The 13,683-nt window shown below is 65.3% G+C and carries 11 protein-coding genes; 5 read left to right on the top strand and 6 right to left on the bottom strand.

Annotated features, from left to right (window positions below):
- Nucleotides 1-12: 12 nt before the first annotated feature.
- The 3 genes from A9762_RS02785 to A9762_RS02775 form a co-directional block, all read right to left on the bottom strand.
- Nucleotides 13-1,662: a methyl-accepting chemotaxis protein gene (locus A9762_RS02785; RefSeq protein ID WP_069340531.1), complete on the bottom strand. Its 1,650-nt coding sequence runs from the start codon at nucleotides 1,660-1,662 to the stop codon at nucleotides 13-15.
- Between the two features lie 222 nt (nucleotides 1,663-1,884).
- The gene (locus tag A9762_RS02780) at nucleotides 1,885-2,727 is read right to left on the bottom strand and encodes a 3-keto-5-aminohexanoate cleavage protein (protein ID WP_069340530.1); all 843 of its coding nucleotides are present in this window, start codon (nucleotides 2,725-2,727) and stop codon (nucleotides 1,885-1,887) included.
- On the bottom strand, nucleotides 2,724-4,067 hold the full coding sequence (locus A9762_RS02775) for an aspartate aminotransferase family protein (protein ID WP_069340529.1): 1,344 nt from the start codon (nucleotides 4,065-4,067) through the stop codon (nucleotides 2,724-2,726). Before A9762_RS02775 ends, A9762_RS02780 begins: the two co-directional genes overlap by 4 nt.
- A 298-nt stretch (nucleotides 4,068-4,365) precedes the next feature.
- On the opposite strand from A9762_RS02775, the gene A9762_RS02770 reads away from it, so the two are divergent.
- Nucleotides 4,366-5,298 carry a MurR/RpiR family transcriptional regulator gene (locus tag A9762_RS02770; RefSeq protein WP_069340528.1) on the top strand — a complete coding sequence of 311 codons (933 nt, stop codon included), beginning with the start codon at nucleotides 4,366-4,368 and terminating at the stop codon, nucleotides 5,296-5,298.
- Here A9762_RS02770 and A9762_RS02765 read toward each other — a convergent pair.
- Nucleotides 5,282-6,505 carry an MFS transporter gene (locus A9762_RS02765; RefSeq protein WP_083253574.1) on the bottom strand — a complete coding sequence of 408 codons (1,224 nt, stop codon included), beginning with the start codon at nucleotides 6,503-6,505 and terminating at the stop codon, nucleotides 5,282-5,284. The genes A9762_RS02770 and A9762_RS02765 overlap by 17 nt on opposite strands.
- Before the next feature lie 239 nt (nucleotides 6,506-6,744).
- Between A9762_RS02765 and A9762_RS02760 the strand changes: the two genes are divergently transcribed.
- Both A9762_RS02760 and A9762_RS02755 read left to right on the top strand, forming a co-directional pair.
- On the top strand, nucleotides 6,745-8,109 hold the full coding sequence (locus A9762_RS02760) for a PLP-dependent aminotransferase family protein (protein WP_069340527.1): 1,365 nt from the start codon (nucleotides 6,745-6,747) through the stop codon (nucleotides 8,107-8,109).
- A 213-nt stretch (nucleotides 8,110-8,322) separates the two neighbouring features.
- Nucleotides 8,323-8,736: a hypothetical protein gene (locus A9762_RS02755; RefSeq protein ID WP_069340526.1), complete on the top strand. Its 414-nt coding sequence runs from the start codon at nucleotides 8,323-8,325 to the stop codon at nucleotides 8,734-8,736.
- 132 nt (nucleotides 8,737-8,868) lie between these two features.
- On the opposite strand, the gene A9762_RS02750 is transcribed toward A9762_RS02755, so the two are convergent.
- Nucleotides 8,869-10,104: an MFS transporter gene (locus A9762_RS02750; protein ID WP_069340525.1), complete on the bottom strand. Its 1,236-nt coding sequence runs from the start codon at nucleotides 10,102-10,104 to the stop codon at nucleotides 8,869-8,871.
- A gap of 453 nt (nucleotides 10,105-10,557) precedes the next feature.
- Here A9762_RS02750 and A9762_RS02745 point away from each other — a divergent pair, with 453 nt between their 5' ends.
- Nucleotides 10,558-12,177, top strand: a complete 1,620-nt coding sequence (locus A9762_RS02745) for an EAL domain-containing protein (protein WP_069340524.1) — start codon at nucleotides 10,558-10,560, stop codon at nucleotides 12,175-12,177.
- A 96-nt stretch (nucleotides 12,178-12,273) separates the two neighbouring features.
- Here the strand turns inward: A9762_RS02745 and A9762_RS02740 are convergent, their stop codons facing one another.
- Nucleotides 12,274-12,573: a hypothetical protein gene (locus tag A9762_RS02740; RefSeq protein ID WP_069340523.1), complete on the bottom strand. Its 300-nt coding sequence runs from the start codon at nucleotides 12,571-12,573 to the stop codon at nucleotides 12,274-12,276.
- A 230-nt stretch (nucleotides 12,574-12,803) separates the two neighbouring features.
- Here A9762_RS02740 and A9762_RS02735 point away from each other — a divergent pair, with 230 nt between their 5' ends.
- Entirely contained in the window at nucleotides 12,804-13,655 is an 852-nt protein-coding gene (locus A9762_RS02735) for a TOBE domain-containing protein (protein ID WP_069340522.1), read from the top strand.
- Nucleotides 13,656-13,683 lie beyond the last annotated feature (28 nt).

Below are 13,683 nucleotides of genomic sequence, written 5' to 3'. Positions count from 1 at the left end.
GTATCGGTAACGTCAGACCAGACCCGAGGGCGGGAGCGCCTGCACCTTGAAGCGCGACACCCCGCTCTTGAGCCCGTTGGCAACGTGATTGAGTTCTTCGATCGCCTGACTCGATTGCTGCAACGACTCGGCCGTCTGCTGCGCAGCTTCGGAGAGTTGCACCAGCGCCTGATTGATCTGTTCGGCACCGGTCGCCTGCGCCTGCATGCCTTCATTGACGACCTGGAAGCGCGGCGGCAGCGTCTGCACCTGCGAAATGATCTGCGCGAGCTGATCGCCGACCTGACGCATTTCGTCCATGCCGCGACGCACTTCCTCGGAGAACTTGTCCATGCCCATGACCCCGGCCGACACGGCCGACTGGATCTCCTTGATCATCTGTTCGATGTCGTAGGTCGCCACGGCGGTCTGGTCGGCAAGACGACGGATCTCCGTCGCCACCACCGCGAAGCCGCGCCCGTACTCGCCGGCCTTCTCGGCTTCGATCGCCGCGTTGAGCGAGAGCAGGTTGGTCTGGTCCGCCACCTTCGTGATCGTCGTCACGACCTGATTGATGTTGCCGGCTTTCTCGTTGAGGATGCCGAGCTTGCCGTTCACGGAGCCTGCCGCTTCCACCACGTGACGCATCGCCTCTTCCATGCGCGTGAGGCCGACGTGGCCCGTGCCCGCGAGGGATGCCGCATGTTCGGCCACGCCCGCCACTTCGGTCATGGTGCGCGCCAGATCGCGCGACGTTGCGAAAATCTCACGCGACGTCGCGCCGATTTCGGTCGTGGTCGCCGCCGTCTCCGATGCCGTCGCCTGTTGCTGACGCGACGTCGCGGCAATCTCGGTCACCGATGTCGTGACTTGCAGCGCCGATTTCTGCGCCTGTCCGACGAGGCCCGTCAGTTCGTCCGTCATCCGGTTGAAGCCTGACTCCAGGGCACCGAATTCGTCACGGCGCTCCAGATCGAGACGCTTGGTCAGATCGCCCGCGCGCATGACTTCCAGAATCTGCATGACGCTCGCAAGCGGCACACTGATCGCACGGAACAGCAACCAGCCGGCCAGCACGGCCACCGCCAGCGCCACCACCAGCGCGATGAGCATCGTGGCCTTGGCCGCCGTCACGGCTTCGCCAATGTTGTGCGTAGCCTCGTCCGCGTAGGTCTTGTTGGTATCGACCAGACGCTGGATCGCTGCACGGCCGCGTCCCCATTCCGGGTAGAGCTGCTCCGTGAGCATGGCGCGCGCGGCAGGCATCTGACCGTCGGCAACGAGCTTGAGCACCTGCGTGCTGATGCGACTGTACTGGCTGCGTGTGCCGCGCACTTCGTCGTATTGCATCTTGTCGACCGGGCGATTGACTGTCTTGCCGTAGTCCTTGAGCCAGCCGTCGATGCGGGTGTCGGCAGCGCGCAGGGCGTCGAGGTCGACGGCACGCGTGCGATCGTTGTCGTCGATGGCGACGACCTGCTGGAGCAACTGGTAGCTTTCGAACCACGCGCCACGAAGCATCGTGCTGTAGTAGAGGCCGGGCGCGGAATCGTCTTCCACACTGCGGGCCTCCGCTTCAATGGCGGACAGCCGCGTATAGGCAATGCCTGCCATCAGGGCCATCAAGGCAAGGATCAGGCCAAAACTGGCCAGAATGCGATGTCGGATCGACCAGTGTTTCACGCCGCGCTCCCGTTCGGGTTCATGCCCGGTGCCGAAGGGGGCGACGCGGGCCTTTTTGAGGTTACGCCGATTCTATTACAGCGGCCCGGCCGGGCAACGCCGGTCAGGCCGTGTATTTGGGTTTATTTCTGATTCGATGCGCATTCCCGGGCACAGAATGCGCCCGGGTGGACCACGATTCGGATGCCGGGGGACGGCACCGGCGGTCGGGGAATCAGCGGGTCAGCGGGTCAGTTCGCGCAGCGCGTCCGCCGTCATGGGGGCGAGCGCCAGCGGCGTGGCCGCAGACGTCAGAGCGCCGAGCGACGCCGCATTGTCCGGGGAGACGCTGCCGTCCGGCAGGTAGAGATTGTTCTCGAAGCCGATCCGGGCGTGGCCGCCCTGCAACACGGCGGCCAGTGCGCACTCGGCCTCGCGCGGACCAAAGGCGCACATCGCCCACGGCGTAGCTTGCACGTCTTCACCCAGCGCCTGCGCCCCCGTCTGCCAGGCGGCGAGAAACGGCAGCAGGTCGGACGGCGAGGACAACTGGCCCTTGCTATACCGGCCCAGCACGAACAGCACCCAGTGACGCCCCGAGGCAATCGCGCCGCTCGCGCGCAGGCGCCAGTAGTGCGCAACGTCTTCGGTGTCGTACAGGATGTATTGCGTGACGATATTTTCCTGCCAGAGCCACGCGAAGAACGCTTCGGCAGCCGGCGCGTGCGCCGCATCGGGCAACACTTCGCGCAACGCCACGGAGATCGCCTCGGGACGCAACGCCTGCACCGTCGCGATCTGCTGCGCCGGCGTGTAGATGCCGACGGCTTCGGTCGTCACCTGCAAGACGAGCGCGTTGCCGACAGCACGTCGCACGGCGGCGATCCCGGCCGTGTAGTCAGGCACTTCGAGGCTGTGCGTGCCGTCCGGCTTGCGCACGTGCAAGTGGATCATCGCAGCGCCCGCGTCCAGACATGCCTTGGCGCATGCGCCCAGTTCGTCCGGCGACATCGGCAGTGCCGCGTGGTCGACGTGCGTTCGACGGGCGCCGTTGGGGGCGACGGCCAGCGCGTAGGCCCGCGTCATGCCAGACCTCCGACCTTCACACCGGTCACGTCGGCCACCGACAGCGCCAGACGCTCCACGATGCGCTCGATGTCGTCCGGCTGGCAGATGAACGGGGGTGCGATCAGCGCATGGTCGCCATGCACGCCATCGACCGTCCCGCCCATCGGATAGATCAACAGGCCGCGTGCCTTGGCAGCAGCCTTCAAACGGGCGTGTGTCTTGTCCGCCGTCGGCAGGGTCTGCTTCGTCGCCCGGTCGGCGACGAATTCGACACCGACGAACAGCCCGCGACCGCGCACGTCGCCCACGTTCGGGTGATCGGCGAAGACCTCGCGCAAACGTGCACGCAACTGCTCGCCACGCGCCTTCACGTTTTCCAGCAGGTTCTCCTCGGCAATCGTGCGCTGCACCGCCAGCGCCGCCGCGCACGCCATCGCGTGTCCGAGGTAGGTGTGTCCATGCTGGAAGAAGCCCGAGCCGCCGACAACGGCGTCGAAAATCTTGTCGGTGCAGAGCATCGCGCCGATCGGCTGATACCCCGCGCCGAGGCCCTTGGCGATGACCAGAATGTCGGGCGTCACGCCATCTTCCTCGCACGCGAACAGATGGCCGGTGCGCCCCATGCCGGACATGACTTCGTCGAGCAGCAGCAACACGCCGTACTTGTCGCACACGGCGCGGATACGCTTGAAGTAATCGCCGACCGGCGGCACCGCGCCGGCCGTCGCGCCGACCACCGTCTCTGCGACGAACGCGATCACCTTGTCGCCGCCGAGCTCCAGGATCTTCGCTTCGAGTTCGTCCGCCAGACGCTGCACATAGGCCGCATCGCTCTCGCCATCGAGACGCTCACGATAGGCAAAGCACGGCGAGACGTGATGCGCCGGCACCAGCAGCGGCAGGAACGGTTCGCGCCGCCACGCGTTGCCGCCGATGGCCAGCGCGCCGAGCGTATTGCCGTGATAGCTCTGACGACGCGCGATGAAGTACTGACGCTGAGGCTGACCGATCTCGACGAAATACTGACGCGCCAGCTTGAGCGCCGCTTCCACGCCCTCCGAACCGCCACTGACGAAGTAGACGTGATTCAGATCGCCGGGCGCGCTCGTCGCCAGCGTGTCGGCCAGATGCTCCGCGACTTCCGTCGTGAAGAACGACGTGTGGGCATAGGCCAGTTGCGCCGCCTGCTGCTGCATCGCCTCGATCACGCGGGGATGCCCATGACCCAGACAGGAGACCGCCGCGCCGCCGCAAGCATCGAGATAGTGCTTGCCATTGCTGTCGATCAACTCGATTCCCTTGCCGCCGACCGCGACGGGCAACGTCTGGCGCGGGTTGCGGTGAAACACGTGAGTCATGCCTGGACCTCTGACGAAAATTGGCTGCGAGACGGTGGTGAACGTCGTTTGGCGATGTCGCAGTGCACGACGGCCGGACAGCCGTCGTCGCCCCGGACGATGACGCTCAGTGTAGGCGTATCGCCCGACCATTGCAACATATGTTTCATTCATTTTTACATCGCAACACTTTACGCAACACCATTACCACACTCGCTGTTTCATCACAGGCCACAGTCGCGAGGGAAAGCCCGTGCGCACCGACGGCTTTTCATGCAACAATCGTTACATTCTTTCGTCGCCGTGTTGCCATCCCCCAATGACACAAGCCACAGCGCTGCCGCAGACGCTCGACCAACTGAACACACTGTTGCGCGAGCGCTACCCCCAACTCAGTCCGCAATTTCAGGCGGGCGCGCGTTTCCTGCTCGATCATCCGCAACGCGTGCCGATCAGTTCCATGCGCGCGATTGCTGCCGAAGCGGGCGTGCAACCGGCCACGTTCGTGCGGCTTGCGCAGCATCTCGGCTTCGACGGCTGGCACGGGCTTCGCGAACTGTTTCTGGAATCGATCCGGCTCGGGCCACAGCCTTACGCGAGCCGTGCACGGCAAGTGATCCGCGAAGGCGACGCCGCGCGCATGGTGCCGGAGATGTTTCGCGTACAGCACAACAACCTCGATCTGACGGAGGCGGGGGCGAATGCGTCGCTGGGGGCGGCGGTCGATTTGCTCGCCAATGCGGGGACGGTGCATGTGGCGGGCTTTCGCGCGTGCTTTCCCATCGCCTTCACGTTCCAGTACGTCTATCGTCTGTTCCGGCCGACGGTGCATCTGATTCGCGGCGAGGCGGGCACGCTGGAGATGGAATTGCGGGCGCTATCGGCACGCGATGTGGTGGTGGTCATCAGCTTCGCGCCGTATTCGAACGAGGCGCTGATCGTCGCCCGGGCGGCGCATGCGGCGGGCGCGCGCGTGCTCGCCCTCACGGACTCGACCGTCTCGCCGCTTGCGCTCGACGCGGATGTCACGGTGCTGTTCTCGCATGAAAGCCCGTCGTTCTTCCCGTCGATCACGGCGGGCATTGCCGTGGTGGAGACGCTCGTGGAAATGCTGCTCGCCCGCAAGGGGCGCGGTGCGGTGCGCGCACTGGAGCTGGCCGAAGATCAGTTGCACGGCACAGGGGCTTACGTCAGTCCGACGGGAAGCCCCGCAGCGGGCGGCGGCACGCCACGCGTCAAACCGGACGCCTGAGCGTTGTGGACGCTGCGCCCTCGCGGCGCAGCGATATCGCCAGCGCCACACTCCCCGCAATCAACGCGGCAGTGAACAGGGCCAGCGCCACGGGCATGCCGAAGTGATCGGCGAGCCATCCGCTGGTCACGACCGGCACCGAGAAGCCGAAGTAGGCGAACAGGAAATACCCCGCCGCCGCGCGCGCCCGCAATGCCGGTGCGACCGCTGCATTGACCGCCGCCAGGCCGCCGAGATACGTGAATCCGTAGCATGCCGAACTCGCGATGATCGCGCCGACGAGGAGTGCCGGCAGATTGACGTACACCACGCCCAGCGCCAGCACCACGAAGCCGAGCGGCACCAGTATCAGACCGACGCGCACCGCCCGCACCGGCGCCATACGGCGCGCGGCCGGCTGAAACAGCAATCCCGTCGAGACGACGAAGAACGTGGCAAAACCGGCCCATGCCGCATGACCATGCGCGGCCAGCGCCGACGGCACCACGCCGATGACAACCCCCACGGCAGCCCACGCCAGCAGAATCGCCACACCCAACGGCACTGTGCCGGGGGCCAGCACCGGCCAGCGCAGCCACGGCACGTTCGGGTGACGGGCAGGGGCGGGGAGCGCCGCCACCGCGAGCGCCGCGACGAACGCGAACGGCAGATACGCCCACAGACTTGCGGGCGGCAACATCGACGGCGCAACGATCAGGCATACCCCCGTCACCAGCGCTCCCGTGCCGAAGCCGAGCGACGTCGCTGCGGCCACCAGCGCCGCGCCGCGCGTGGCGGCATCTTCCCGTTCGCCGTACAACTCGGTCATGTAGGCCGTGCCGCTGCCCGCGACCAGCCCCGTCGCCAGCCCATAACAGGCACGGGCGCCGCCCAGGGCGACGAGCGTCGGCCAGCGCAACGTCAGCCAGGTCCCGACGAGGCCTAGCAGCAACGCCACCGCCAGCGGCAACCGGCGTCCCACACGATCCGACAGTCCCGCGAGAAACAACAACGCGGGCACGAGTGCGCCCACATAACACGCGAAGGCCAACGCCTGCGCGCCCGCACCGTGGCCGCTCGCCGCCGCGTAATGCGGCACCAGCGGCGCTTGCAGATTGACGGCGAACGTCACGAGAAACAGTTGCAGCGCAAGCAGCGCGACGGGCCAGCGAGGCGGATTCGACGACTGGCGATCCGGTGATGTCGTGGAGGCAGCGTGATGAGGCATGAGGTCAACCAAAGAGGAATCGAATCGATGGTGCGACCCGCTCAGCCGGGCATGCGAATGAAATTGCGGACGGCGCAAACAGCGCACACGGCGCAGACGCGAGAGATACCGGGGGAGACAAGGCCAAGCGGGCCGCACCGAAGCCAGTATTGCGATCTCATCAATCCAGTGCAATTATTGAATTGTCCTGAGATCAATTTCCGTATCTCGCGCATCGCGTCTTTCAACACACCCTTGCCATGCCCGCGCCCGCCCGCTATCTCGATCACGTCGAGCGTCTCACCGAAGCCATCGCCACCGGCGATCTCGCCTCCGGCACGCGCCTGCCCCCGCAACGCGATTACGCCGACACGCACGGCCTCGCCATCTCCACCGTCACCCGCATTTACGCCGAACTCGCGCGGCGCGGTCTGGCTGTGGGCGAGGTCGGACGGGGCACCTTCGTGCGCTCGCCGGCGGTGGGCGCCGCTGCCGCTTTCGCGCAATGGGCACCGTCGCCGGGTGTGCTCAAAGGTGTCGATCTGGCGTTCAACTATCCCGTGCTGCCCGAGCAGGCCGAGGCGCTCCGGCAGGCGCTGCGTGAGATGGCATCCGGCGGAGATCTGAGCGCATGGCTCGCCCACACGCCGCACGACGGTCATCTGTCCGACCGCCGCGCCGCCGCGCAATGGCTTTCGCGGCGCGACGGCGTCGCCGTCTCCCCGGATGCGCTGGTCGTCTGTGCGGGCGGCCAGCACGCGCTCGACGTGTTGCAGCTCGCGTTGTGCCGCGCAGGCGAACCGGTCGCCGTGGAGGCCCTGACATACCCGGGCTGGAAAGCGCTGGCGGCCATGCGCGACGTGCCGCTCGTCGCGGTGTCGATGACACCGGACGGTCTGGACCCGCTCGCGCTGGACAAGCTGTGCCGCTCACATGCGGGACGCCTGCGCATCGTCTACACAATGCCGACGCTGCATAACCCGCTCGGCGGCGTAATGCCGCTCGCACAACGCATGGCGTTGGCGGACGTCGCACGCCGTCACGACCTGCTCCTGATCGAAGACAGCGCCTATGGCTTTCTCGTGGCAGACGCCCCGCCGCCGCTGCGTCTGCTCGCGCCTGAGCGCACCTTCGAGGTATGCAGTCTCTCCAAACCCGCCGCGCCGGGGCTGCGCATCGCCTATCTCATCGCACCGGCCGAGTGGCGCGCCCGCGTGCATGCCGCAATGCGGGCCAGCGTCTGGAGTGCCGCGCCGTTCATGGCGCAGTTGGCGTCGCGCTGGCTGAACGACGGCACGCTCGACGACTGGATCGTACGCAAGCGAGCGCTGGCTGCACAACGTCAGGCCATCGCCATGCAATGCCTCGCAGGGTTGGGGTCGACGGGCTACGCCGGCGCGTTTCACAGGCTGCTACCGGTGCCGGCACCGATGCGCTGCGACGACTTCGTGGCGGCCCTTCAGGCGCGAGGCGTGGCGGTGACGCCCGTCGATGCCTTCGCCGCGCCGGGGCAAACCGCACCGTCGGCCATTCGCGTTGCTCTGGGCTCGCCGGACACCGACGCCACACTGCAGGCCGCGCTAATCCAGGTGGCCGATGTCGTCTCGGGGCGCCACCGTGCCTGATCGGTCCGGGCGACGTCTGTGAAATGTCTGCCGCCGGGCGTCGATGCCACCCGATGGCAGGCAGTAGCGCCATCCTGCTGAGATGACGCCGTCGCCAGATTCTTTTATGATCGACGTGCTCCCTGCGGCCGCGCCCGACGAACCGATCAAAGGCATCATCCGGCACGGCATCGCGCAGGCTTCGTCCCCCGTCGACAATACCAAGGACTCCGAATGTCGCTTATCCGCTCCTCTCGCGCCCGCTCGCTGGTGCTCGGCACCGCGCTCGCCATTGGCGCCGGCGTGGCCGCGCCCACGTTCGCCGCGTCGAACCTCTCCTTCATGAGCAACTCGCCGCTGGCCTACCTGCGCAAGGCGGACAACGAGTCGTTCGCCAAGGCCGCCCGCGTCGTGCTCGAAGAAAAGCAGGACAACGACACCACCGAGTGGACCAACCAGGGCACGCGCAACCCGGTTGCCATCGCCGCACAAATCACGCCGACCAACACCCAGAAAGACGGCGACAGGACGTGTCGCGATCTGGTCGTGCTGCTCACCGCCAAGGGTCAGGAAGTCACGCTCAAGCTGCCTGCGTGCAAGGCCAACGAAAAAGCCCGCTGGGAACTGCAAAAGCGCGGCACGCCGTAATTCCGGACCGCTCGCCGGCCTACGGCGACGCGTCTGTCCAGACAAAAAAACGCCGGCTCCGAGTTTTCGGGCCGGCGTTTTTCGTTGCCGTGTTCTGACGCGACCGACGTGAAGTCAGGTCATGCCGTCCGCTCAGGCAGCGGCCGTCTTCTTGTGTCCTTCAACGTCCGGCAGGAGCACCGTCACGATACCCAGCAGGGGCAGGAATGCGCACACGTGATAGACGAAGTCGATGCTCGTGGAGTCGGCCAACTGACCGAGCACGGCGGCACCCACGCCCCCCATCCCGAACGCGAAGCCGAAGAACAGCCCCGACACGGTGCCGACCTTGCCCGGCATCAGCTCCTGCGCGTAGACCAGAATCGCCGAGAACGCCGAGGCGAGAATCAGGCCGATGAGCACGGTCAGAATGCCGGTCCAGAACAGATTGGCGTACGGCAGCATCAGCGTGAACGGCGCCGCGCCGAGGATCGAGCCCCAGATCACATACTTGCGGCCGATCTTGTCGCCCAGCGGACCGCCGATCATCGTGCCGGCCGCCACGGCGAACAGGAAGACGAACAGATGCACCTGTGCGCTCTGCACCGACACGTGGAACTTGCTGATCAGATAGAACGTGAAGTAGCTGCTGATGCTCGCGAGGTAGAAGTACTTCGAGAAGATCAGCACCAGCAGAATGCCGATGGCGAACAGCACCTTGCCCTGCGACAGATGCACGGTGCCGCCCCGGCGCGCCGCCGGCTTGCCCTTGCTCGCTGCGCGTTGCACCGCGTACCAGCGGCTCACGTGATACAGCACGAAGATCGCGACGAGCGCCGCCACCGAGAACCACGCCACGCTGCCACGGCCGTTCGGCACGATGATCAGCGCCGCGAGTAACGGGCCGAGCGACGAGCCGACGTTACCGCCGACCTGGAAGAACGACTGCGCCATGCCGTGACGTCCACCCGACGCCATACGCGCCACACGCGACGACTCCGGATGGAACACCGACGAGCCCATGCCCACGAGCGCCGCCGCCACGAGCAGCATGCCGAAGTTCGGCGCCACCGCCAGCAGCAACAGCCCCACGAGCGTGAAGCCCATGCCGACCGGCAGCGAGTAAGGCTTGGGGTGCTTATCCGTGTACAGACCGACGAGCGGTTGCAGCAGCGACGCCGTGATCTGGTACGTCAACGTAATCAACCCCACCTGTCCGAAGCTCAGATGGAAACCGGACTTGAGCAACGGGTAGATGGCGAGGATCAACGACTGAATCATGTCGTTGAGCAAGTGGGAGAAGCTGATGGCAGACAGCACGCGAAACGCGGTGCCCTGCACGGCCGACGCGCTGGCGCCGGGGAGGGACGTGGCAGGTTGACTCGACATGGGATGGATGAATTGACGTCAAAGGCTTGGGAAAACGTGTGCTTTCCGGTCTACGCCGGTCTGCGCCGCACAATTCCGGGCGCTGGCCAATCTATGCAGGAAAGTTGGGATTGATCCCAATTTCTACCGGAAAGTTAATGAGTGAAGTGTAGAGCATGCGTAAATCGCCGTTACGCCAAGTTTTGTCGCGATTACGCCATCCGAGTGCCACGTGAAATGCGGCATCAACGCCACGTTACGGGGCGGCAGATGGCCGCCGGAAGGCCATCTCGCGCATGCCTGGCGCGCGCCGTTCACGCACGTCTGCCGGGCGTTGTGCGGGTTTATCGGGGGTCGGACACCGCCAGGGATTCGTGTAGAGTCAAATGACGAGTTGTGCCGTGCAACACGCCGTGCATCGCAATGCACCGCAGTACACGTAGGGCCCCACTCTTCCCTTGGTTGGCAGCAAACATGATTCAACACTCCAGAGTCGTGCAGTGGCTGGTGACCGGACTTGTCGTGGCGGTCACGCTGGCTGTCGTCCTGTTTCTGGGCTGGCTGCGCATTTATCACATGTCGCAGTCGATCCTTCAGGAGGAAGCGGAGCGTCAACGCGACGCCCTCGAACGCATCATCTCCCAAGCCGAAAACACGTTGCGCGGCGCCACGCCCTGGGTGGGACGCTCGTGCAGCGAGGTCAGCACGTCGCTTCAGGCGACCGGCACCCTCAGCCCCTACTTCCGCTCCATCTGGCTCGTCTCGCGCGGGCAGCTCTATTGCTCGTCCGTCATTCGTACAGACGCCGCCCTGAACATGCCCCTGCCGGCGGATCTCGTGCCGATGCTGACCGGTACGCGCACGCTGCTCGTGAGCGGCACGCCCTACGTGCGCGAAACGCCTGCGCTGGCGCTCTATGTGCCGACTTCCGCCACTGACGGCGTGCTCGGCTTTGTCGACGGCATCTATCTCACCGAGACGCTGCACAGCGTCAAGAACAGCGATCTGGCCTGGACCGCCATGACCGTGGGCAACGTCGCGCTCACCTCGGAAGGTCCGCGCCTGGAATCGGCGGGGATTGCGACGCGCGGGGCACAAGTCTCGCTAGTGTCGGAACACTTTACGACGTCGCTGGCGGGTAGTCCGTCGCTGATGCAATCGCTGGCGACGCAGCAGGTGCCGATCTTCCTGGCATTCGGCGGCATCGTGGCGTTCTTGCTAGGGATCCTGACGTTCCGCCATCTCGGCCCGGCGCAGTTCATGAAGCGGCAGATCGCGCACGGCATCAAGCGCAACGAATTCAAGGTGTACTACCAGCCGGTCATGGAGCTGGCCTCCGGGCGGTGCGCAGGCGCTGAGGCACTCATGCGCTGGCATCACCCCGTGGCCGGACTGGTGCGCCCGGACGCCTTCATCCCCATTGCCGAAGACAACGGCCTGATCGTCGAGCTCACGCGCTCCTTGTTACGCCAGATTCGCAACGACGTCGCGAAGGGGGCGCTGCCGCAGGGCTTTCACATCGGCATCAATCTCGCCGAGCGGCACCTGCGCGACACCACCATCCTTCACGATATCGAGCGTTACTACGGCTCGCTGAACAACACTTATCCGATGGTCGCCGAGATCACCGAGCGGTATGTAATTCGCGACACGGCGGCTGCGCGCAACGTGATGGCCGAGCTTCAGCGGCGCGGCATCGAAACCGCGCTGGACGACTTCGGCGCGGAGAACAATTCCATCGGGTATCTGAAGCGCTACGACTTCAACTATCTGAAGATCGACAAGGAATTCCTGCCCGTGACGGAAGACGACGTGGTCACGCGCAACATCTGCGATTCCATCATCCATCTGGCCGAGCGGCTGGACATGACGATCGTGGCGGAAGGGGTCGAGAACGAGATGCAGGCGAGTTACCTGCGGACCCGTAACGTCACTTATGCACAGGGTTATCTGTTCGCCCGTCCGATTGCGTTCGACGAACTGGTGCAATACGCGATCGCTCACGCAGGCACGGGACTCACGGCGGTGAAGAACGGCTCGGCGACAAAGACGACGTCGCCCGTGACACCGCTTACGCCACGCAAGGCTGGCTAAGGGAATGTCGGGAATGCCGGAAATGCAGACACGACGAAAGCGCCAGACCCGTGAAAACACCGGCCCGGCGCTTTGTCCGGCGATACCACAGTCGGATCAGAAGACTAACTGCGGCATGTTGCTGCGTGGCGCGGGCGCAGCAGCCGCCCGTGTGCTGTCTCGCATTTCGGCGCGCAGCAGCCACAATCGCTGCGCGACGAAACTTCTGAAGCGCATTTCACCCGCGGAGAAAGAGATTTGCATCTGATGTCGCTTGCCGTTCGGCAGCGTGCGAACCAGACGATAGTATCGAGCCCCGTCAACCGTTTCCTTGATATTCCTGACGCGCATCATTTCACCCCGTTTCTGTTGTGTCAGGTGAGTGGGCACTTCGGTAAACGTCGCATTCCCGGTCATCCCGCGTCAGGCCTGAAAACTACGGCGCCTGAAGCAATACGAACCGGCATTGGGGGGGCATGCGGCAAATTCAATGTAGAGGAGAAACGTCCCCCATTCGTCCCCCAAACAGACGTTCGAAGCGCGCTTCGTTGGTGCGCCGCAACAGTTCCCCGGCCAGCCGTCGTTACGACTGGTTCGCCCACCCTCTACAATGCGGCCACCTGCTGTGTTTGATCGAAAAAATCATTATGGTTTCCGAACCTTCTTCAACGCCGGATAATTTTTTGCGCAACGAAACGACGGACGCCTTACAAGTCAGCGGATCGCTGTGGCTGCATCGCGGTGCATCGTCGCTTGGCGGACAAGCCCGGATCGCGTTGCTCGAACACATTGCCTCGCATGGGTCGATCACCGCTGCCGCAAAGGCCGCCGGTATGAGTTACAAGGCCGCATGGGATGCCGTCGACGCCATGAACCAGCTCGCGGGCGAGCCGCTGGTCGCGCGCAGCACGGGCGGACGCGGCGGTGGCGGCACGCGCCTCACCGCGCGCGGCGCGAAGCTGGTGGCCGCGTTCCGAGCCGTGGAAGCCGCCCAGCAGCAGTTTCTGGCGCGGGTGGCCAACGATCTGGAGCATTTCGACGAGCAGTGGCCGGTCATCGCCCGGCTCGGGCTTCAGACCAGTGCGCGCAACCAATTGCACGGAACGATCACCGGGATCCGGCGCTGTGGTGTGAACGACGAAGTCACGTTGACGCTGCCCGGGGGCGAAGCGATTACCGCATCGCTCACGCACCACAGCACCCAGTCGCTCGGGCTGGCGACGGGCGGACAGGCGTTCGCCCTCATCAAGGCGCCCTGGATCGAGGTCGCGCGCGGGGCCGACCTCGCCGGGCTACCGACGGCCAATCGTCTGTCCGGGACGGTAGACGCCATCGCCGACGACGCGGGGCAGGCCGAAGTGATACTCGCGCTGCCCGGCGGCACCCGGCTCGCCGCCGTCATGCCGCAGGAGACGCTCACCGCGCGGGGCCTGACGGTCGGTGTCGGCGCAACCGCCGCGTTCGCCGCCGTCAGCGTCATCATGGGCGTGATGGCCTGACACCCATCGGAAGATCGCCCGACGCCTT

Source organism: Pandoraea sp. ISTKB, from assembly GCF_001721285.1.
Taxonomy (GTDB): Bacteria; Pseudomonadota; Gammaproteobacteria; order Burkholderiales; family Burkholderiaceae; genus Pandoraea; species Pandoraea capi.
This window is presented reverse-complemented; position numbering and strand designations above follow the sequence as displayed.

What these genes read in the sequence shown, in the direction of transcription:
- A9762_RS02780 (WP_069340530.1), bottom strand. Translation starts at nt 2,727, where the DNA reads ATGACGCGGGCCTACGCGCTGGCCGTCGCCCCCAACGGCGCCCGTCGA.
- A9762_RS02775 (WP_069340529.1), bottom strand. Translation starts at nt 4,067, where the DNA reads ATGACTCACGTGTTTCACCGCAACCCGCGCCAGACGTTGCCCGTCGCG.
- A9762_RS02770 (WP_069340528.1), top strand. Translation starts at nt 4,366, where the DNA reads ATGACACAAGCCACAGCGCTGCCGCAGACGCTCGACCAACTGAACACA.
- A9762_RS02765 (WP_083253574.1), bottom strand. Translation starts at nt 6,505, where the DNA reads ATGCCTCATCACGCTGCCTCCACGACATCACCGGATCGCCAGTCGTCG.
- A9762_RS02760 (WP_069340527.1), top strand. Translation starts at nt 6,745, where the DNA reads ATGCCCGCGCCCGCCCGCTATCTCGATCACGTCGAGCGTCTCACCGAA.
- A9762_RS02755 (WP_069340526.1), top strand. Translation starts at nt 8,323, where the DNA reads ATGTCGCTTATCCGCTCCTCTCGCGCCCGCTCGCTGGTGCTCGGCACC.
- A9762_RS02750 (WP_069340525.1), bottom strand. Translation starts at nt 10,104, where the DNA reads ATGTCGAGTCAACCTGCCACGTCCCTCCCCGGCGCCAGCGCGTCGGCC.
- A9762_RS02745 (WP_069340524.1), top strand. Translation starts at nt 10,558, where the DNA reads ATGATTCAACACTCCAGAGTCGTGCAGTGGCTGGTGACCGGACTTGTC.
- A9762_RS02740 (WP_069340523.1), bottom strand. Translation starts at nt 12,573, where the DNA reads ATGACCGGGAATGCGACGTTTACCGAAGTGCCCACTCACCTGACACAA.
- A9762_RS02735 (WP_069340522.1), top strand. Translation starts at nt 12,804, where the DNA reads ATGGTTTCCGAACCTTCTTCAACGCCGGATAATTTTTTGCGCAACGAA.